Here is an 18,840-nt window from a genome sequence, read left to right on the forward strand (position 1 = left end):
CGTGGCTGCTCAAGCGTCGCCCGTATCGGACGTCGCGTGTTCGGGCAAGTCGCCCGGCGCTTCGTTCGCAGCGCTCGCGTCGCTATTGCCGGCGATGAGCCGCATGAGCGTGTCATGGTCGAGCACTTCGTGTTCGAGCAGCTGCAGCGCGATGCGCTCGAGCGGCGCGCGCCGCTCGACGAGCGTCTGCATGACGCGCTCATGCGCTTCGCCCAGGATGCGCCGCACTTCCTCGTCGATGAGCTGTGCCGTGCTTTCGCTATAGCGTGTGCCGTCGGCCGCGTTGGCAAGAGCCGCACCCATCGAGTTGACGGTAGCGAGCCCAAGGCGCTCGCTCATGCCGCACCGCTCGACCATGTGTCGTGCCATCGCGGTGGCGCGGTCGAGGTCGTTCTCCGCTCCCGTCGAAACGTCGCCAAACACGATTTCCTCGGCCACGCGCCCGCCCAGCAGCACGTCCAGCCGATCGAGCAATTCGCTCTTGCGCAGCACGTAACGGTCTTCGGTGGGTACCTGCTGCGTATAACCGAGCGCGGCCACGCCGCGTGGAATGATCGAGACTTTCTTGACCGGATCGCTATGCTCGCGGCTTTGCGCCACGAGCGCGTGCCCCGCCTCGTGATAGGCGATGATCAGTTTTTCCTGCGCATTCATGACGCGGCTCTTGCGCTCCATGCCCGCCATGGCGCGATCGATCGCCTCGTCGAAATCGGCCATCTCCACAGCCGCTTTTTCGAGCTCCGCCGCGTGCAGTGCCGCCTCGTTCACCACGTTGGCCAGGTCGGCCCCGACGAAACCGGGGGTGCGCGCGGCGAGTTCGCTCAAATCGACGTCGGCGGCAAGTTTCACGTTCTTCGCGTGCACGGCAAGGATCTGCCGGCGCCCGACGACGTCGGGCCGGTCGATTGCAATATGCCGATCGAAGCGCCCGGGACGCAGCAACGCGGGGTCGAGAATTTCCGGGCGGTTCGTGGCCGCCATGATGATGACCCCCGAATTCGCCTGAAAGCCGTCCATTTCCACGAGCAGCTGGTTGAGCGTCTGCTCGCGCTCGTCGTTGCCCGAGGTGACGCCGGCGCCCCTCACCTTGCCGAGCGCATCGAGCTCGTCGATGAACACGATGCAAGGCGCCTTTTGCTGGGCCTGCTCGAACAGGTCGCGCACGCGCGCCGCGCCCACGCCGACGAACATCTCGACGAACGCGGAGCCGCTGATCGAAAAGAACGGCACGGAGGCCTCGCCGGCCACGGCCTTCGCGAGCAGCGTCTTGCCCGTGCCCGGCGCGCCTACGATCAGCACGCCCTTCGGAATCTTGCCGCCGAGACGCCGATAGCGCTCGGCGTTTCGCAGAAATTCGACGATCTGGCGCAACTCGGCTTTCGCCTCGTCGATGCCGGCGATGTCGTCGAACGTGACACCCGTTTCCTTTTGCACATAGACGCGCGCCTTGCTCTTGCCTACGCCCATGAAGTCCTGCATCGCGCCGCCACCCGCGCCGCGCCGCATGAGAAAGCTCCATAGCACGACGAACGCGAGCACGGGCACCACCCACGAGAGCACCGTGGCCACCCAGCTGTTGTCGGTCGTGCCGCGATAGCGGACATCGGCTTGTGCGAGCGCGTCGGCAAGCCGGTCATCCGCCACGCGTGTCGTCGAAAAGCGCCACGGCGCCCCTTCGTCCTTGAAGGCCGCCGCATCCGAGGCCGAGAGCAGCGGTGCGGCTCCCGGCATGCGAACGACGCCGGAGATCTGCGTCGGGGAGACTTCCAGATTGTCGACCTGCTTCGCGGCGAGCAGGCGGCGGAAATCGCTGTAGTCGATCTGGTGCGCGGGCGCGTGCAGCGTCAACAGCTGAAACGCGATCAGCGCAAGGAAGCCGATCGTGACGATCGTGCTGAGCAGGTCGTTCTTGCGTTCCATGACGATGAAGGTGCCTCGCGCGCGCAGGATTGCCTCTCGGCGGGGCCGCGCCAGCGGCGGCCCCTTGCCGATCGGTCGGTCAGACGTTCTTCTCGCCGGGTTCGCCGCGCACGAGCATGACCGGGCACGTCGAAAACCGCAGGAAACGCTCCGCCACGCTGCCGAGCACGAGCCGCTGCACACCGCGGCGGCCGTGTGTGCCCATCACCGCCAGATCGGCGCCGCACCGCTCCACGTACCGCTGCAGCGCGTTTTCGATGTGGTCCGCGATGCCTTCGGTTTCGATGATTTCCTCCTCGCAGGCCACGCCGGCCGCCAGACAGGCATCGTGGACCTGCGAGAGCGCAGCCTTGCCCTCGCTGCGCAATGCGTCGACGAGCGCGTTCGGATCGTAATAGCCGCCGTAATTGAACAGCGCCGACTTGTCGACGACGTACACGGCATGGATGGTCGCCTTCGCCAGCGCCGCCATACTCACGGCTTCCCGAGTGGCCTTGCGCGACGACGGGCTGTCGTCCACGGCCAACATGATGTTTCGATACACGGTCGTTCTCCTCGTCTCGCTTCGCGCGTTAGCGCACCTGTTGGCTCGCACCCGGCGAGCCGCTCACATTGCCGGAATGACGGGCGGAAACTCGAGATGACTTTCCACCCGCTTGACGCCCGGCACCGTTTCGGCCGCCACACGGATTGCACGGCCCTCCTCTTCCGATTCGATGACGCCCCAAAGGTGCACCACCCCCGCGGTCACGATCACGTTCTGCCGCGGCAGCGACCAGCGGTGGCCACGCAGCGCCGCCAGCACCGCATCCCGGATGGCAACGTCGTCCGCCACGGCGGCCGCGGCGGCTTCGGGCGGCGTTACGCTCGCGAGCGCACGAATCAGATTGGCGCGGCTGACGATGCCGACGAGCTTGCCGTCGGTCATGACGGGCACGCGCTTGATCCGGTTACGCTCGAGAACGTCGGCGATCTCGCCGAGCGGCGTGTCCTCCGTGACCGAGATCACGTTGTCGCTCATGACGTCCTTGACCAGATTGGCGTGCTCCTTCGTATAGGCTTGCGCCAGTTCGCGCGTGGACGAAAGCAGCTCGAGCCACCAGGCGCGCCGCTGGGCACCGGTGCCGATCTCGGCGCGGTGCAGCAAATCTCCTTCACTGACGATGCCGAGGACGGCACCATTCCCGTCGACGACAGGCAACCCGCTGATATGGTGATCCGCGAGCAGCTTCGCCGCGGCATGGATCGTCGTATCCGGGGTGATCGTCACGACCTGGGTCGTCATCACATCTGAGGCGCGCATGAGGCTCTCCTGGAAAATGTGCCGAACGTGCGCTGTGTCAGCGCTGCCAGCTTTCGTTCACTACGTTGATCTGCGTCGACGAAACCGGGTGCTCGTCCATGGGAGCCGGTCGAGTGCACCGTGATTCGTCGCTTCAATAGCGACTTTAGGGCGGCTTGCCGCAGGCTGCGTTGATGCGCGTCAAACTGGCGCCTGATCCGCCGCATGCGGTGCGGCCGGGCGTCCGCCCCGTCCGTCCGGGTATCACCCTACCGTCAGCTGGTCGACTACGCCGCGCACGCCGCGCGTCGCCCAGGCTACGCCCTCGGCCGCGCGCTTCTCGGCAAGCGACCCCACTGTGCCGCGCAACGTCACCACGCCCTCGCGCACTTCCACGTCGAGCCGCTTCGCATCGGCATGCGCCCGCCGCTTCAGCGCCGCGAGTATCTTCGTGGCGATGTCCGCGGGGTCGGCATCCGCGCGCACGGAGATCAGGTTGACGACGCCGACCACGCCTCTCACGCGGGCGGTAGCGAGTTCGGCCGCACGGCGCTGGTGGCCCCAGCCGAGCGTACCCGTCAGCGTGATGCATCCGCGTTCGACCGCAACCGTTATGGCACCGCGCGGCAGCCCTTCCGTGGCCTCCAGCACGGCCCGCACCGCTTGAGCGACAGTTTCGTCGTCCTGGACTTCCGCCGCAGGGCGAGCCACCGCTACTTCGACGACGAAAGCGCGTACGCCGGCCACGCGCTGTACCGCCTTTTCCAGCGCCACCTTCTGCGCGAAGCTGGGCACATGCCCCTCGAGCTTGACGATGCCGTCGGTCACAGCCACGGACACGGCGGAAGCGTCGAAGGTCGGATCCCATTCGAGTTCGTCGCACACTTCCTGTTTCAACACGTCATCGGTCTTCATCGTTCGCACTCCTCATTCGCGATCGTCCGGCCGCGCTCGGCCATCGAGCGGCACGGGCCTCGACAGCATCGCGCGCTTCCGTGCCGGGGCCTTGACGCCGATCAAGCCCGGCGCGGGAAACGGGTCCACGATGGATTCAATGCAACCGGCACGACGACCATGACCCACCCAGACCCGGCTCGGAACCTGTCCGGCACCGATGCGCCGTGCGACGATCAGCAGACCGAACGCGTGCGCCGGCTCGTCGAGAGCCCGAGCTACCGGCGCGCGGACGAAGATCTCGAGTTCCTGCAGCAGCCCGAGATGTGCGGCGTGCGGCTGCAACTCGATTACTGGAAGACCGAGCAGATCCTCCAGGCGCACCGGATCGAGCATACAGTCGTCGTCTACGGCAGCACGCGGCTCATCGAACCCGACGCCGCACAGCGCCGCCTGGCCGCGGCGCGCGAGGTGCATGATGCAGCGCCGCAAGATGCCCGCGCAAAGCGAGCATTACGCACGGCCGAGCGGCTGGCGGCCTCGAGCGGGTACTACGACGTCGCGCGGGAGTTCGGCGAGAAGATCGGCCGGCTTGCCGCGCACAGCGCGTTCGCACGCATGGCGATCATCACGGGCGGCGGCCCCGGCATCATGGAAGCAGCCAACCGCGGCGCATTCGAATCGCGTGCGCCGAGCATCGGCCTGAACATCGCACTGCCGCGCGAGCAGCATCCGAATGCCTATATCAGCCCGGATCTTTGCTTCCAATTCCACTATTTCGCCATTCGCAAGCTTCATTTGCTCGAACGCGCGAAAGCCGCTGTCTTCTTTCCGGGCGGCTACGGCACCTGCGACGAACTGTTCGAAGTGCTGACACTGCTCCAAACGGGCAAGATCGAGCCGCTGCCCGTCGTGCTGGTCGGCCAGGCGTTCTGGCGCCGCGCATTCGACGTCGACTTCCTCGTCGAGGAAGGGATGATTTCCGAGCAGGACGTGAAGCTGTTCACGTTCGCCGAGACAGCCGAGGAGATTTGCGCGCGCATTGTGGATTGGTACGTGCGCGCCCGGTCACAGGAAAACGAGAAGGAGGAAAACCCTTGCCCTGAATGCGATGCCGACCAGGTGTAAACGCATGCGGCGGCTCGTCGTCCGCTTCGCGCCATCACCCCGTGTAGGCAAACGCCGACAACGACGATCGATCCCCTACGCAAGCTTCAGCGCGGCCTGATTTGCATCGCGGTTCGCCGGAACGATACTGGTTCCAAGGAAATGCGAATCGGCCCGAGTGCCGAAAACGCCGAAAACGCCGGACCGCCGGACACGCAAAGAACACGCAACGGGAGCAGTCGCCATGTCGGACTACGCAACAAAAGACGCACACGATAGCGAAGTCGATGAAATTCTCGAACTCGCACGCCAGGCCGGCCTGCTCATCACCCTCGATGGGCAAATCGGACGCCAGAAGTACCAAAGCGTTGCGGGCTCCGTGAACGCATTACTGCGTTTCGTCGAAGCGCTTCGTGCCGATATCGCCGACCAAGAGACGGCGTAACGCACACCGTTGGAGGTGCCGAATGAGGCTGACGTTTCTCGGAGCCACCGAAACCGTCACCGGCTCGAAGTACCTGCTGGAAGACGCGGGCCTTCGCATTCTGATCGACTGCGGCCTGTTCCAGGGAACGAAGAATCTGCGGCTGCGCAATTGGGCGCAGCCGCCTGTCGATCCCCGAACGATCGACGCGGTGATCCTGACCCACGCCCATATCGACCATTCCGGGTATCTGCCGCTGATGGCGCGCCTGGGCTTTCGCGGCCCCATCTATGCAACGCCCGGCACCTGCGATCTATGCGAGGTATTGCTGCGCGATGCTGCCAAGCTGCAGGAGGAAGAGGCCGAGTATGCGAACCGCCATGGATTCTCGAAGCATCACCCCGCTCTGCCGCTTTACACCGCCGACGACGCCGAGCGCGCACTGAAGCTTTTCGTACCCCGCGCTTTCGATGCGCCCATGATGCTCGGCGAGCATGCGGGGTTCCGCCTCATGCCGGCCGGCCATATCCTCGGCGCCGCCACCGTCGAGCTGCACGTAGCCGGCAAGACGATCGTATTTTCGGGCGACCTCGGCCGCGCTCACGATCCGCTCATGCGCGAGCCCGCACGTCTTGCGCATGCCGATTACCTCGTCGTCGAATCGACCTATGGCGACCGCCTGCATCCCGATATCGATCCGTTGACCGTGCTCGAGTCCATCTTCGCCAAAACCTTCAGACATTCCGGCGTCGTCGTGATTCCGAGCTTCGCCGTCGGCCGTGCGCAAACGATCCTGCACGATATCGCCCTGCTCAAGGGCACGGGCCGCATGGCAAACGTTCCGGTTTATCTGGACAGCCCGATGGCCGTCAGCGTCACCGAGCTTTACCACCGCCACATGCGCGAGCATCGGCTCACGGCATCTGAGCTCGAGGCGATGAACAAGGCCGCGATCATGGTGCGCACCGTGGATCAGTCCCGGGAGGTCACGGCCCGGCGCGGCCCGATGGTCGTCATTGCCGGCAGCGGCATGGCCACGGGCGGGCGCGTGCTGCATCATCTGAAGGCGTTCGCGCCGGACGCGCGCAACACCATCGCGCTCGTGGGCTACCAGGCTGCCGGTACGCGCGGCGCCGCGCTCGAAGCGCACGCGACCTCGGTCAAGATCCATGGCGAGTACGTACCCGTGCGGGCGGCGATCGAGTCGGTGCCGGCTCTCTCGGCGCATGCCGACTACAACGAAGTTCTTTCCTGGCTGAGCGGTTTCGAAGCCGCGCCGCGGCGCACGTTCGTCACGCACGGCGAGCCCGCCGCCGCGGACGCGCTGCGCCGCCGCATTGCCGAAACGCTGCATTGGCCATGCGAAGTGCCGACCTACCTCGAATCGGTCGATCTCGGCCATGAGGCCGATTCGGGCGGCGCGGCACCGCCGGCTGCCACCGCAGCCTAACGCCGCCTCCACCGCCTCCACCGCCTCCACCGCCTCCACCGCCTCTACCGCCTCTACCGCTTTCCTGTCGCGCCGGGCAAGCAATTTGCTGCACGCAGGCGGGAGTGGAGGCAACGACCGCCGACGGTGCAGGCTTCGCTGCATCGACATTCGTCGCCGGCCCCACGCAGGGCGCCTCCGCTCCGATTCCCAACCGGCTCAATACGGAGAAATCAGATGGCGGAACGATCGAGCGGAGCGATCGAGGCCCGGCGCAGGCTGGGCGAGTGGTTGCCGAGCAGCGAAGACACCCTGGCCGAATTCAGGGAGAGCCTCGCGGCGCGCGCCCGCGAACGGGCGGCAAAGGCACAGCCCGCTTCCGTGGTGCGCGCGTTCTCGGCATTGGTCCACGACGATCCGGTGCTGCGGATGAATCTCACGCGTGCCATCGACGAAGCCCTCGAAGCGGGCTATCGGCTCGGCTACGCGTCGATAGACGAACTGATGATCGTGCTCGACTACATTCTGACCTATGCGCCGCCCTACAGCGAAAAGAGCCTCATTCACTGTCCGATCAACGCATTGCTGGACTGGCCGATGTGCATGCCCTCCGGTTACGCGGTATTCCGCGATCCCGCGTTCAACGCCCAGCTCAAGCGCGTACTGAATGTCTGGTGCGGATTCCTGAGCGGCCCGCACTCGCGGATGCATCTGCACGACGCCTCGCCCGAGGGATGGTTCTCCGAACAAGCCGTCAGGAAAATCGGCATGCCGCAATTCGTCTGCAGTCCTGAGGAACGCTACTGGGGCTTCGCCTCGTGGAACGCCTTCTTCACGCGACAATTCAAGGCAGGGGCACGGCCCGTGGCGGCGCCGGGCGACAACCGCGTCATCGTCAGCGCCTGCGAGGCGGCGCCCTACAACATCTCCTACGGCGCACGGCAGCACGACCGCTTCTGGCTTAAATCGCAGCCCTATTCGCTGCAGGAGATCTTTACGGCCGATCAGCGGCAGCTGGCTGAGCGGTTTGCCGGCGGCACGGTCTATCAGGCCTACCTGAGCGGACACAACTATCACCGCTGGCACGCTCCCGTCGGCGGCACGATCACGAAGGCGTATCTCGTCGACGGCAGCTATTACTCGGATCTCGAAGCCGAAGGCGTCGACCCGAGCGGGCTCAACGATTCGCAGGGCTATATCACGGCCGTCGCGGCGCGCGCCATCATCGTCATCGACTGCGATGATCCGGCCATCGGCGAAGTCGGCTGTGTGTTCGTCGGCATGGCGGAAGTATCGTCGTGCGTCGTGGAGGCGCTGCCGGGCCAGCACGTCGAAAAGGGCGACGAAATCGGCTTCTTCCAGTACGGCGGTTCGACTTACTGCCTGGTCTTCCGGCCGGATGTCATCGATCGGTTCGTGGTGGAGCCGCCGTACGGCCACGAGGCGAAACCCGTGCACCTCAACGCCGCGCTGGCGCAGGCCCGCACGCGCTGAAGCCGCGGCGGGCACCTCACATGCTGAAGGTCTTCGACAATTTCTGCTCGATCCAGAGCATGCCTTCGCGCAACCCGTCGAGCACCGCCTCGCGTTCGCTGCAAAACGTTTTGAAATGCTTGAACTCGTGCGCGAAGCTGCCGCCGGCGCCGTCATGCGAAACGCGGATCGTGCAGGCGAAGCCGCCCGGGACCGGCGAGGTATCGGCCGATACGGTCCAATGGCGTTCGACGACGGTGCCGGACAGCGTCATGGCTGGCTCCTTTTTGCTTCGGCGCGCTCGCGGCGACCGTAACGACAGCGCACGCGGGCAACTACTGTATTTCGAGGTCGTCGACAACCGCGCGCACGCCCGGTGCCGACCACGCCGCGCCTCGCACGGCCAGGCGTTCGGCGAGCGAATCGACATGGCCCTTGAGCGTGACGGTGCCATCGTGCACGTCCACGCGAATATGCTTGGCCTCGCGCTCGGCATGACGCTGCAGCGCGCGGTTGATCTTGTCGCCGATGTCGTGCGCGACCTTGCCGCCCTGGACGTCGATGAGGTTCGACACGCCGGTAACGCCCCGCATGTGACTCACAGTGCGCACGGCAAGATGCGCGAGATGCCCGCTTGGTACTTCGCCGCGCAGCGTCACCCAGCCTTTTTCGACCTGCACCTTCACGGCGTCCTCGGTAAGGCCGGCGGTCCAGCGCAGCATCGAGCGTACGGCGTTCGCCGTATCTTCGTCCGTGCGTTTGTCCGCACTCGGCAAACGCACGTCGAGCTCGATCACGACGGCCTTCACGCCCGCCACGCGCTGCGCGGCCTTCTCGGCTGCGAGCTTCTCTGCATAGCTCGACGGATGTCCCGATAGCGTCACGACACGGTCTTTCACCTCCACGCCGATATCGGCGACATTGACCGCGGGATCGTAGTCCAGTTCCTCTTCCACTTCCTGCTTCAACTGTCTGTCCGTCTTCATTGCGCTCTCCTTGACATAGCCGTCGTCGCGGCATCCCATGGGAGCGATACTGCCGCCGCCTGTGGCGCGCCTTCTGATTTGCGTCAAACTCCGGCGCTTTGGCCGCGGCTATCGTCGAATAAGCCCCTGAACAGGCTCGATGCCCCGAGCGGGCAGCTCGCCATGACGCTGATACTCATCACACTCAATATCGCGGCCTTTCTCCTCGAAACCGCCGACGCCGCCGCGCTGATCGACATCTTCGCGCTCTGGCCGCCCGCATCGGCCAGCTTGCCGGGTACGCCTGCCTTCCACGTCTGGCAGCTCGGCACCTACTCGTTCCTGCACGCGGGGCTGACGCATCTCTTCTTCAACATGTTCGGGCTGTACATGTTCGGCCGCGATGTGGAGGCGGTGCTCGGACGCGCGCGTCTGGCGATCGTATACGTGGCGAGCGTCGCGACGGGCGGACTCGCGCAATTGGCCGTGCTGCTCGCCTCGCCGCCCGCCAGCTACCCGACGATCGGCGCATCGGCCGGCGTTTTCGGTCTGCTGCTCTGCTACGCGGTGCTGTTTCCGCGCCGCCGTGTCGTGCTGCTGTTTCCGCCTGTCCCGATGCCGGCGTGGCTCTTCGCTATCGTCTATGCCGCCGTCGAACTCGGGCTCGGCGTCACCGGCACCCAGGCCGGCGTGGCGCACTTCGCCCATCTGGGCGGCATGCTCGGCGCGATCGTGTGTCTGATGCTCTGGTGGCGGCGCGCGAGCCTGCACCGCTTCGATTGACCTGCGTCAACGCAGGCCCCGAGTGCGGGCCTAGACTCGAAGCAACGTTGAGTTGTCCTCACGAATTTTCGTTGGAGCGAAGGCGATGAGCTATACGAGCATCCTCGTTCACCTCGATACGAGCGAAGCCGCCGAGCGGCGCCTGGAATTCGCGTTCAAGGTCGCGCACCAGTTCGATGCCGGCTTGCGCGCGCTGCTCACGCTCGTTCGGCCGGAAAGCGGCTCGTTCTACGTCATGGCAGGCGCCGCCGACTATCTGATGCGCCAGGACCGCCGCAACGCCGAGCGCGCCGAGTCCCTGGAACGTCACCTCAAGACCGAGGCGTCCCATACGAAGGTGAAGGCCGAGTGGGAGGTCACGCGCGACGACCCGAACGCGGCGGTACCGGCGGCCGCGCGGCTCGCCGATCTCGTGATCGCCGGGCAGCCCGATCTCGACGATCCCGAATCGCTCGTCGCCGATCAATTTGCCGCCAACCTCGTGCTGCAGGCGGGCCGGCCGGTGCTCTTCATGCCCTACGCGGGGGTATGCGCCACGGTCGGCACACGCGTGCTCGTGGCCTGGGACGGCAGCCGCGAGGCCGCACGCGCCATTGGCGATGCGATGCCGTTCATTTGCCGCGCGAAACAGACCACGGTGGTCGCGATCGACGCGCTCGAAGACGAGCCGCCCGAGAGCCGCCTGCCCGGCGCCGACATCGCCGCGGCCATCGCGCGCCATGGCGCACAGGTGGGTACCGTCGAAATCGAGGGCGTGCACAGCGCCGCAATCGGCGACGCTCTGCTGTCGCGCGCCGCCGATCTCGGTGCCGATCTCATCGTCATGGGCGGATACGCCCATTCGCGCTGGCGCGAGATCGCGCTTGGCGGCGCGACGCAGACGATGCTGCGCACGATGACCCTCCCCGTTCTCATGTCGCATTGAAAGCGATCGGCACATCCGTCTTTTGCCGACGCGCAAGGAGCACGAGACCATGACGTACAAGACGATCCTCGTTCACGTGGACGACAGCGCCCGCAGCCCCGAGCGCGTGGCGCTCGCCACCGATCTCGCCCGCCGTTACGACGCGCATCTCGTCGGGCTTTATGTGGTCTGTCAGGATGTACTCCGGCCGTTGCTCACGGGCGAGGAGAGCCTGAACCTCGGCGCCAACGAGGCGCGGCATGCCGAACGGCTGCGCGAAGCGCAAGACCGCTTCACCGCGGCCGGCGAGCAGGCGGGATGCAAATGGGAATGGCGCGCACCCGCCGGCCCGCCAGCCGATGCCGCGATCCTTCACGCGCGTCACGCGGACCTCGTCGTGCTCGGCCAGGAAGATCCGGACGATCCGGCCACCCACGTAGCCGGCCATTTCGTCGAAGACGTCGCGATGTGCGCGGGCCGGCCCGTCGTGGTCGTACCGTATGCTGGCCCGGTGGCGACGTTCGGCGAGAACGTCATCGTGGCCTGGGACGGCGGCCGCGAAGCAGCCCGCGCGCTTGCCGATGCCCTGCCGATTCTCGAACGCGCGCGCTTCGTGACCGTGGCCACCGTGGAGAAGCGCGAGCGCGAGGCGCCGGCCGGCTTCGACGTGGCGAGATACCTGGAGCGCCATCGCATCCGCGCGGGCTTCGTCACGATCCCGCGCGATTCGGGAAGCAGCACGGGCGCCACGTTGCTGAACCAACTGAGCGATCGCCACGCCGATCTGCTCGTGATGGGCGCCTACGGCCACGCACGCGCGCGCGAGCGGATCCTCGGCGGCGTCACGCGCACCCTGCTCGAAACGATGACCGTGCCCGTATTCCTATCGCATTAGCGCCGCACCGACTCCGGACCGCCCAGTTGAAACTTCTGTGCGGTTTTCCGCCCGTGCCCGGCATGGGCGGCTTTTTTGGGGTATCCGCATTTCGCGGTTGAAATGGGTCAGATTTCGCCTTCCTCGATCAACCTCGCCAGTGTTGATATGTCCACGCCATGGTTTTTCGGCTCATGTGTTGATGCTATCCGCTCGCGAGGTGCCTTCCCGGGTTTTTCGACGACAACCAAGTCCACCACACCCATACCCATCGCGTCGTCAGGTACGCCATGCTTCAACATGTCGCCAATCTCGCGCGGTTTCACACGCTGCTCGAACTTCGGGCGACTGTTTGTCCGCTTGAACGCGCCTTCGGCAAACAGGATCTTCGCGCGCAGCGCCTCGAAGCTGTAGCCGCGCCCGAGCCGGTTCATCACGCGGATTAGGTTGTTCAAACTCTCCGTGTACGCGTTCGTCACGGGGTGGTCGAAGTACGCCAGAATCTATGGCATCCAGTTCTGGAACGCCTTCGTCAGCGGCTCGAAATGCCCGTGCAGGCCGTGCGGAATGGACTTATACCAGTTGCCAAAGGCTTCATAAGCCTCGTCCGGAGTGGTGGACTCATAGTCGCCTGCGGCAGCACCGCGCGCGCGGCGTCGCGGTACGGCCGCCACATGTCCATTGCGACGTACTGCGTCGTGCTCGACCGCTAAAACGGCATAAGCGGGCAGGTTCAGGATGTTCGCAGGCATTTTTTACTTCGAGCGGCCGGGGACGAAATCATGCAACCTGCGTCGATGCAATGCTCCGCGCTCCCTACCTGCACTCTGTACCAGATTGCGTTTCGAAGTTGGGGTTGCTCATGTAGACCTTAGCGCGCCCCGTCCTTGGTACGATGTGTCCATCCTCGTAGATGATCCAGGAAAGCGCGATTGAGTCCTCCTTACCTAGACCTTTCATTTGGATGATCGGGTAATAGACAGCATCCATAAATGCCTTCGGGCCAAGGCCTTCGTAAGCTCCCGACGCCCCGGCAGGAATTCGAGAGGCGAACATGTTCTCGCCCAGCGCGAGTGGGCACGAGTGCAGCCAGGAGTAGAGCGTTTGGCCGTTGGCAAGAGGAATCTTCTTGGCGAAGTAGAGCGCTCGTCGCTCGTCGTTGGGAAGATGCCCGTCAGTACCGCTCGCCAGGCGAGGGTCCGCCCTGCGGATCACCCTGTCAAACGTGTCCTCATCGACGTCGCCCCGAATGTATTGACGCTCTATATCATTGACTAAAATCGTTACCGACGGCTCGGGTGCCTTGGCTACTGGGGGGGCAGATTGAGCCGGTTTGGCGCTCAACGTGGCGTCATGATTGCTACACCCGACAATACACAGCGCTGCGAGCGCAAGAGTGGCGTGCCTCAGCCATTCATGCGGCCAGCTCTCGTTCTGCTCGCGAAACTTCAGTTCCTCAGCCATGCTGTTTTCCGTGCTATTGCTGAACGGTACGGTTTTCTATAATCGCAGTAGGTGCGGGCTGTATATTCGGGCGCGTGTACGCTGGGTCATTCGCATCCAGACAGCGAAATGTCACGTCACTTGTGGTATCGATGCCCATGCGGGTCCGACGCGAATCCTCGGTGACTAGCTGAAAATGCTTGCCCATTGAAGCGCACTTCTCGTTTCCCGCCGCGAACGCACTTTGGCGGCCGGATGACGCCGCGCGCATACCGTCGGAAGTAGCCGAGACGCTGTAGGTATCTTTGCCAACTTCTACGACGTCCGAAGTGCTGATACAGGCAGCCAGGACAGTCGTCAGCGCTGCGATAAACAACACGTGGTTCCCCTTCATCACTGCTCCTGTTTTCCGATTAGAGCGAAATTACAAGGTCGGAGTACCGACTCACGGTGTCATCGTTGGTTAGCAGCCGCAATGGCTCAGTAATGGCCTGTGCGACTAGCATCCGGTCAAACGGATCGCGGTGAATATCGGGCAGATTGCGAACCGCCGCAGCGTGTGTCGCCGTCACGGGCAGTTCGCGAAAGCCCGCTTCTTGCATGCGGGCTACTAGCTCGTTCACGTCTGCGTCCAGCTTCCCGATTCCAGACTTGATTGCGATTTCCCAAATGCTCGCGGCGCTGACGAAAACGGTTTCTGCGCTCAACATGATGGTCTCGGCCTTCTTCGTGAGTTGTTTGTCGCCGCTCATGGCCCACAGGAAAATGTGCGTATCGATCAACAGGCGCATCAGCGACCCTCAAATGTCGCCAAGACATCGTCCGGCAAAGGCGCGTTGAAATCGTCAGCGACCTTGATCTTCCCCTTCATCAGACCGAAGCGAAGTTTGGGCTTCGCCTCGACCGATACGAGGCGCACCACCGGGGTTCCAGCCTTCGCGATAACAACTTCTTCGCCACTGACAGCAGCCTCAATGAGACGCGAAAGCTGCGACTTTGCCTCATGAATATTTACGGTTTGCATAACATCCTCATCAATGTGAGCTTAGTTTAGCCTAGCTAACACGAAAATGCAAGCAGCGCATACATCGCACGCGGGCGGTGGTCCAGCTCCGCATGGCCTGGAAGCTGCTGCACGAAATACGGATACCCCTTTTTCGAAAGCCCCCTCAGCCCCTCGTCCCGCCATCCAGCCCCGTCCGCGGCCACCAGCCGTACCGCCGAAGCTTCCGACCCCCGCATCCGCCACATCACCCGCCCGCCACGCGATCCGCCATTGGCATCCCGTCCGTATTCGCGCACAATTTGACAAAGCCGTCCGCGGCCGCGCAAGCGGTGCGGACACCCGCGACTTCAACGAATGCGCCGCGGCTCACCGTCACTGCCGCGCCGATTTTTCCGCGCCCATACAACGATCGCATGCCTGCCGCCGGTCTACCGACTCCGCCTGTTCCGCGCAAACACTCCGCAGGCCGGCGAGCCGCCGCTCGCGGGCCGCTCGCCGCCGCCGTGCTGACGGCCGCGGTCGTGCTCGCCATCACGTCCATCACGGCCTTCATCGTGCGCGAACATCTGATCGATGCCGCGCGCTCGAGCTTCGATGCGCGGGCCGCACGCGTCACCGCCGATCTGCGCCGCGAACTGGGCCTGTGCACCGAGGTCCTGCGAGGCGCAAGCGGTCTGGTCGCGGCCGAAGAGGCCTCCCCTGGTACGCCGTTATCGGCCGATGCCTGGGAGCGCTATGTCGCCCGGCTCGCACTCGAAGACGCCCCACCGTGCGTGCGCACGCTCGATTATGCGCGGGCACCCGGGGCCCCCTCGGCGGCGGGCGCGGGACCGACGTCGGGCACGCCCGAAGGGGTGCCGGCACGCCTCCTGCTGACCTGGCCCCGACGCGGCGACAGCACGGCGGACCAGATGCTCGGCCTGCGCCCGGACACGCGTGCCGCGCTGCTGCGCGCCGCCGACTCCGGCGAACCCGCGCTGCTCGTGCGCAGATCGCAGATGGCCGAGGGGCCGGAATCGCCCGATGCCGCCGGCCGTGCGCGTGTCGACCTTTACCTGCCGGTCTACCGCGTTGCGCCGATTCCGCTCGCGCCGGCCGCGCGCCGCGCGGCGCTCGCGGGCTATGTCGCCGCGCAGCTCGATACCGAGTATCTGTTCGCGAGCGTGGCCGCGCGCACGCCGCACATCGACATCCGGGTGGCCGCCGGCAGCCCGGCGCTCGCCCTTTATCCGCCCGGCTCGGCGCTGCTCGATATCCGCGACGACTCGCCCCGTTTTCGCCGTACGGACACGCTGCGCTTCGGCGGCCAGGTCCTGGCGCTCGCCTATGCGACGGATGACCCGGCCCTCACCTCGCCCGCCGATTTCGGCAGCGCCGCGTTCGTGGCGGCGGGCTGCGTGGCGGCTCTGCTGGCGGGCCTCGGCGCGTACGTATTCGCCCGCCGGCATGGACCCCGGACCGCGGCGGGCGGGGAGCGCGCGCTGTCGTCGCTGACCGAAGCGCGCATGATGGCGATCATCCGCTCGTCGTCGGAGGCGATCATCACGATCGACGAAGTGCAACGCATCGTCATCTTCAACCCGATGGCCGAGCAGGTGTTCCGCTGCTCGGCCATGGAAGCGATTGGCGAGACGCTGGACCGCTTCATTCCCGCGCGCTACCGCGAGGTACATCGCAAACACGTCGAGCAGTTCGGCGCGACCGGCGTTGCCGAACGCCAGATGGGCAGGCAGCGCATCCTGACGGGCCTGCGCGCCGACGGCGAGGAATTCCCGATCGAGGCGTCGATATCCCAGATCGCCGACGGCGATGGCCGCCACTTCTACACGGTCATGCTGCGCGATGCCACGGAGCGCCTCAAGGCCGAAAACGAACTCAAGGCCTCGCGCCAGGAACTGCGCAAGCTCTCGGCGAACCTGCAAAACGTTCGGGAAGAAGAAAAGACGCGCATTGCGCGCGAGTTGCATGACGATCTGGGCCAACAGCTGACCGCGCTGAAAATGGATCTTTCGTCGGTGCAGCAATTGCTGGCCGGCGCCACGACGGTGCCGCCGGCCGCGGTCGCCCAGTTGCAGGGCATGCGCCGGCTGATCGACTCGACGGTCGGCTCGGTGCGCCGCATCGCGGCCGATCTGCGCCCCGTGATGCTCGACGACCTCGGGCTGCTGCCCGCGATCGACTGGCTGCTCAACGACTTCAAGACGCGCTACGGCATCGAGGTCGAGCGACGCATCGAGCTTGGCGACATGCTCCTTTCACGCAACGGCGCGACCACCGTCTTTCGAATCGTGCAGGAAGCGCTGACCAATGTCGTACGCCATGCCGAGGCCACACGGGTGTCCGTCGCCCTCACGGCGCAGACCGACCAGTGCACCGTGCGCGTGGCCGACGACGGACGGGGCGCCACGCCCGCTCAAACCGAGGGCCGCGGGGAGAAATCGTTCGGCTTGCTGGGCATTCGCGAGCGCGCGCATATACTAGGCGGTTCTGTATCGATCGAAACCGCCGTCAAGCGCGGTTTTACAATCACAGTCATACTGCCGCTAGCAGCAATACAACAGGAAGAGGCGCTGCCATGACCAGAGTACTATTGGCCGATGACCACACGCTCGTGCGCGATGGGCTGCGGCACATCCTGCAGGGCACGAGCGGTTTCGAAGTCGCCGGGGAAGCATACGACGGGCCCACCACGGTCTCGCTCGTGCGCAATACGCCAGCCGAGGTGCTGGTGCTCGATCTGTCGATGCCGGGGCCGCGCAACGGTGTGGAACTCGTCAAGCAGATCAAGGACGAAATACCCTCGCTGCGCATCCTCGTGTTGACGATGCACGCCGAGCAGCAATACGCGGTGCGCGCATTCAAGGCCGGCGCATCGGGCTACCTGACCAAAGAAAGCGCAAGCACCGAACTCGTCGCCGCCGTGACGAAAGTGGCGGCGGGCGGCGTGTACGTCAGCCTTTCGATGGCGGAGCGGCTCGCCCAAAGCCTGAACGAGCCGGCCGACATGGCGCCGCACCAGCGCTTGTCAGACCGCGAGTTCGACGTCTTTCGGCGCATCGCCGCGGGCCAGACCATCACGGAGATCGCGCATGAGCTCTGCGTCAGTGCGAAAACCGTCAGCACCTATAAAACCCGCATTCTCGAGAAGATGCAGATGCCGCACGAAGCCGCGCTCGTGCGCTATGCCATTCAGCACAAGCTCTTCGAAGACGGCGATCAGATCTGATCGGATTCGATCGCCCCGACCATACCCGTCGTTCATGGCCCGGCAACGGGCCGCCCCGGGAACGTAGGAAAGCGCCTACAGGTTCTTCCCGATCGCCTACGCGATCTTCCTATTTGACCGATTTCCAAGCAGCTGGGCTGTGACGATACTTTCGTCATGAGCACACCCGATTCGCCGCAGCAACCACAGCAGCCACTCAAGGTTTTCGTCGTCGAGGATTCTCTTCTCGTGCGCGAGCGGCTGGCCGCGCGTATCGAGCCGCCTGCGGGCGCGGCGCGCGTGGTGGGGGAGGCGGAGGATGTGGAGACGGCGCTGCGCGGCATCTCGGAGAGCACGCCGGAAGCCGTGATCGTCGACCTGCGCCTGACCGACAGCCACGGCATCGATCTGCTGCATGCGCTGCGCAACCGCACCGACGAAATCGTCACGATCGTGCTGACGAATTACTCGAGCCAGGTGTTCCGCGAGGCGAGCATCATCGCCGGCGCCGATTACTTCTTCGACAAGACCACCGAATTCGACCTTGCGATGGATACCATCGCAAGGCTCGCCCGCGAGAAACAGGACGGGCTCGGGCGCTGACGCACCCACCGCTCCCGTCCCGCCTCCGCCTCCGCTTCCGCCTGATGGATCGGCTAGTGTTTTCCGCAGGCTTCGGGGTCGAGCAGTGCCTGCTCGGCCCGATCGAAAGCCAATCGGATTGCCGCCTCCGGGTCGGCGTTCGCGCAGTGTGGCATCGGAAGCAGCTTGCCGTCACGGGTGACCAGATCCAGCCGCGCATCGTAGTCGGTGCCGGTAACAGTCGTCGAATGCATCGCCTCGATCGCGAGGTGGCAGCCGCTGATCGCCCCGGAAAACCGCTCCAATCGGAGTAATTCGACAGCGGCTGCGGCTTCGATGCGCGCGGCCCCCGGAAACCCGAGGTACACGATTTGCATGCCGATTCCCATTCTCCGCCTCCGCACCACATCCATATTTGCCTGTCGGGCGTTCGGCGATGCTGCCGACTGCCATGGGTTTTATCTTGTCGTACCGGGGCAAAAACGCGTTGATATGGGTCAACGGACCTTCGGGCCGCGCGCGTGAGCAGATCAGGCCGCGGATCGCCGC

At 65.0% G+C, this 18,840-nt stretch carries 22 protein-coding genes; 10 read left to right on the plus strand and 12 right to left on the minus strand.

All coding sequences use genetic code 11. From position 1 onward, the window contains the following. Positions 1-9 precede the first annotated feature (9 nt). The 4 genes from ftsH to U0034_RS23505 form a co-directional block, all read right to left on the minus strand. A complete protein-coding gene (gene ftsH / locus U0034_RS23490; RefSeq protein ID WP_085229727.1) occupies positions 10-1,920 on the minus strand; it encodes an ATP-dependent zinc metalloprotease FtsH in 1,911 nt (636 codons plus the stop codon). 79 nt (positions 1,921-1,999) lie between these two features. Beyond that, positions 2,000-2,464 (minus strand): universal stress protein, encoded by a 465-nt coding sequence (locus U0034_RS23495; RefSeq protein WP_085229728.1) that lies wholly within the window; start codon positions 2,462-2,464, stop codon positions 2,000-2,002. A gap of 63 nt (positions 2,465-2,527) precedes the next feature. Further along, positions 2,528-3,223 carry a CBS domain-containing protein gene (locus U0034_RS23500; RefSeq protein ID WP_085229729.1) on the minus strand — a complete coding sequence of 232 codons (696 nt, stop codon included), beginning with the start codon at positions 3,221-3,223 and terminating at the stop codon, positions 2,528-2,530. 243 nt (positions 3,224-3,466) lie between these two features. Beyond that, a complete protein-coding gene (locus U0034_RS23505; RefSeq protein ID WP_085229730.1) occupies positions 3,467-4,117 on the minus strand; it encodes a BON domain-containing protein in 651 nt (216 codons plus the stop codon). A 159-nt stretch (positions 4,118-4,276) separates the two neighbouring features. Between U0034_RS23505 and U0034_RS23510 the strand changes: the two genes are divergently transcribed. From U0034_RS23510 to U0034_RS23525, 4 genes are all read left to right on the plus strand, one after another. Next, positions 4,277-5,224 (plus strand): LOG family protein, encoded by a 948-nt coding sequence (locus tag U0034_RS23510; RefSeq protein WP_102623050.1) that lies wholly within the window; start codon positions 4,277-4,279, stop codon positions 5,222-5,224. Positions 5,225-5,447: 223 nt separating this feature from the next. Further along, positions 5,448-5,648: a hypothetical protein gene (locus U0034_RS23515; protein ID WP_085229731.1), complete on the plus strand. Its 201-nt coding sequence runs from the start codon at positions 5,448-5,450 to the stop codon at positions 5,646-5,648. A gap of 22 nt (positions 5,649-5,670) precedes the next feature. Then, a complete protein-coding gene (locus U0034_RS23520; protein ID WP_085229732.1) occupies positions 5,671-7,077 on the plus strand; it encodes an MBL fold metallo-hydrolase RNA specificity domain-containing protein in 1,407 nt (468 codons plus the stop codon). Between the two features lie 216 nt (positions 7,078-7,293). Next, positions 7,294-8,550 carry a phosphatidylserine decarboxylase family protein gene (locus U0034_RS23525; protein WP_085229733.1) on the plus strand — a complete coding sequence of 419 codons (1,257 nt, stop codon included), beginning with the start codon at positions 7,294-7,296 and terminating at the stop codon, positions 8,548-8,550. Between the two features lie 16 nt (positions 8,551-8,566). Here the strand turns inward: U0034_RS23525 and U0034_RS23530 are convergent, their stop codons facing one another. Then, on the minus strand, positions 8,567-8,803 hold the full coding sequence (locus tag U0034_RS23530; protein WP_085229734.1) for a UDP-glucose 4-epimerase: 237 nt from the start codon (positions 8,801-8,803) through the stop codon (positions 8,567-8,569). A gap of 61 nt (positions 8,804-8,864) precedes the next feature. After that, positions 8,865-9,515 (minus strand): BON domain-containing protein, encoded by a 651-nt coding sequence (locus U0034_RS23535; RefSeq protein ID WP_085229757.1) that lies wholly within the window; start codon positions 9,513-9,515, stop codon positions 8,865-8,867. Between the two features lie 162 nt (positions 9,516-9,677). Here U0034_RS23535 and U0034_RS23540 point away from each other — a divergent pair, with 162 nt between their 5' ends. From U0034_RS23540 to U0034_RS23550, 3 genes are all read left to right on the plus strand, one after another. Beyond that, positions 9,678-10,277, plus strand: a complete 600-nt coding sequence (locus U0034_RS23540; protein ID WP_085229735.1) for a rhomboid family intramembrane serine protease — start codon at positions 9,678-9,680, stop codon at positions 10,275-10,277. Between the two features lie 85 nt (positions 10,278-10,362). After that, entirely contained in the window at positions 10,363-11,202 is an 840-nt protein-coding gene (locus U0034_RS23545; protein ID WP_085229736.1) for a universal stress protein, read from the plus strand. A 49-nt stretch (positions 11,203-11,251) separates the two neighbouring features. Continuing rightward, positions 11,252-12,076 (plus strand): universal stress protein, encoded by an 825-nt coding sequence (locus tag U0034_RS23550; protein WP_085229758.1) that lies wholly within the window; start codon positions 11,252-11,254, stop codon positions 12,074-12,076. Positions 12,077-12,183: 107 nt separating this feature from the next. Here the strand turns inward: U0034_RS23550 and U0034_RS29285 are convergent, their stop codons facing one another. The 5 genes from U0034_RS29285 to U0034_RS23575 all read right to left on the minus strand — a co-directional run bounded on the left by U0034_RS29285 (position 12,184) and on the right by U0034_RS23575 (position 14,522). Continuing rightward, entirely contained in the window at positions 12,184-12,558 is a 375-nt protein-coding gene (locus tag U0034_RS29285; RefSeq protein WP_407702980.1) for a transposase, read from the minus strand. Continuing rightward, positions 12,559-12,807 (minus strand): hypothetical protein, encoded by a 249-nt coding sequence (locus U0034_RS29325; protein ID WP_233212125.1) that lies wholly within the window; start codon positions 12,805-12,807, stop codon positions 12,559-12,561. 64 nt (positions 12,808-12,871) lie between these two features. Beyond that, complete coding sequence (locus tag U0034_RS23565; protein WP_085229737.1) at positions 12,872-13,519, minus strand: hypothetical protein; 648 nt, start codon at positions 13,517-13,519, stop codon at positions 12,872-12,874. A 392-nt stretch (positions 13,520-13,911) separates the two neighbouring features. After that, positions 13,912-14,289 (minus strand): type II toxin-antitoxin system VapC family toxin, encoded by a 378-nt coding sequence (locus U0034_RS23570; protein WP_085229739.1) that lies wholly within the window; start codon positions 14,287-14,289, stop codon positions 13,912-13,914. Further along, a complete protein-coding gene (locus tag U0034_RS23575; RefSeq protein ID WP_085229740.1) occupies positions 14,289-14,522 on the minus strand; it encodes a type II toxin-antitoxin system Phd/YefM family antitoxin in 234 nt (77 codons plus the stop codon). The genes U0034_RS23570 and U0034_RS23575 overlap by 1 nt, the downstream gene beginning before the upstream one ends. Positions 14,523-14,917: 395 nt before the next feature. Here U0034_RS23575 and U0034_RS23580 point away from each other — a divergent pair, with 395 nt between their 5' ends. The 3 genes from U0034_RS23580 to U0034_RS23590 all read left to right on the plus strand — a co-directional run bounded on the left by U0034_RS23580 (position 14,918) and on the right by U0034_RS23590 (position 18,312). Further along, positions 14,918-17,083, plus strand: coding sequence for a PAS domain S-box protein (locus tag U0034_RS23580; RefSeq protein ID WP_085229759.1), 2,166 nt, complete (start codon positions 14,918-14,920; stop codon positions 17,081-17,083). Further along, entirely contained in the window at positions 17,080-17,730 is a 651-nt protein-coding gene (locus U0034_RS23585) for a response regulator (RefSeq protein WP_085229742.1), read from the plus strand. The genes U0034_RS23580 and U0034_RS23585 overlap by 4 nt, the downstream gene beginning before the upstream one ends. 156 nt (positions 17,731-17,886) lie before the next feature. Beyond that, a complete protein-coding gene (locus U0034_RS23590) occupies positions 17,887-18,312 on the plus strand; it encodes a response regulator transcription factor (protein WP_085229743.1) in 426 nt (141 codons plus the stop codon). 53 nt (positions 18,313-18,365) lie between these two features. Here U0034_RS23590 and U0034_RS23595 read toward each other — a convergent pair whose 3' ends face one another. Continuing rightward, the gene (locus U0034_RS23595; RefSeq protein WP_085229744.1) at positions 18,366-18,680 is read right to left on the minus strand and encodes a hypothetical protein; all 315 of its coding nucleotides are present in this window, start codon (positions 18,678-18,680) and stop codon (positions 18,366-18,368) included. Between the last annotated feature and the right edge of the window lie 160 nt (positions 18,681-18,840).

Source organism: Trinickia caryophylli (assembly GCF_034424545.1).
GTDB lineage: Bacteria > Pseudomonadota > Gammaproteobacteria > Burkholderiales > Burkholderiaceae > Trinickia > Trinickia caryophylli.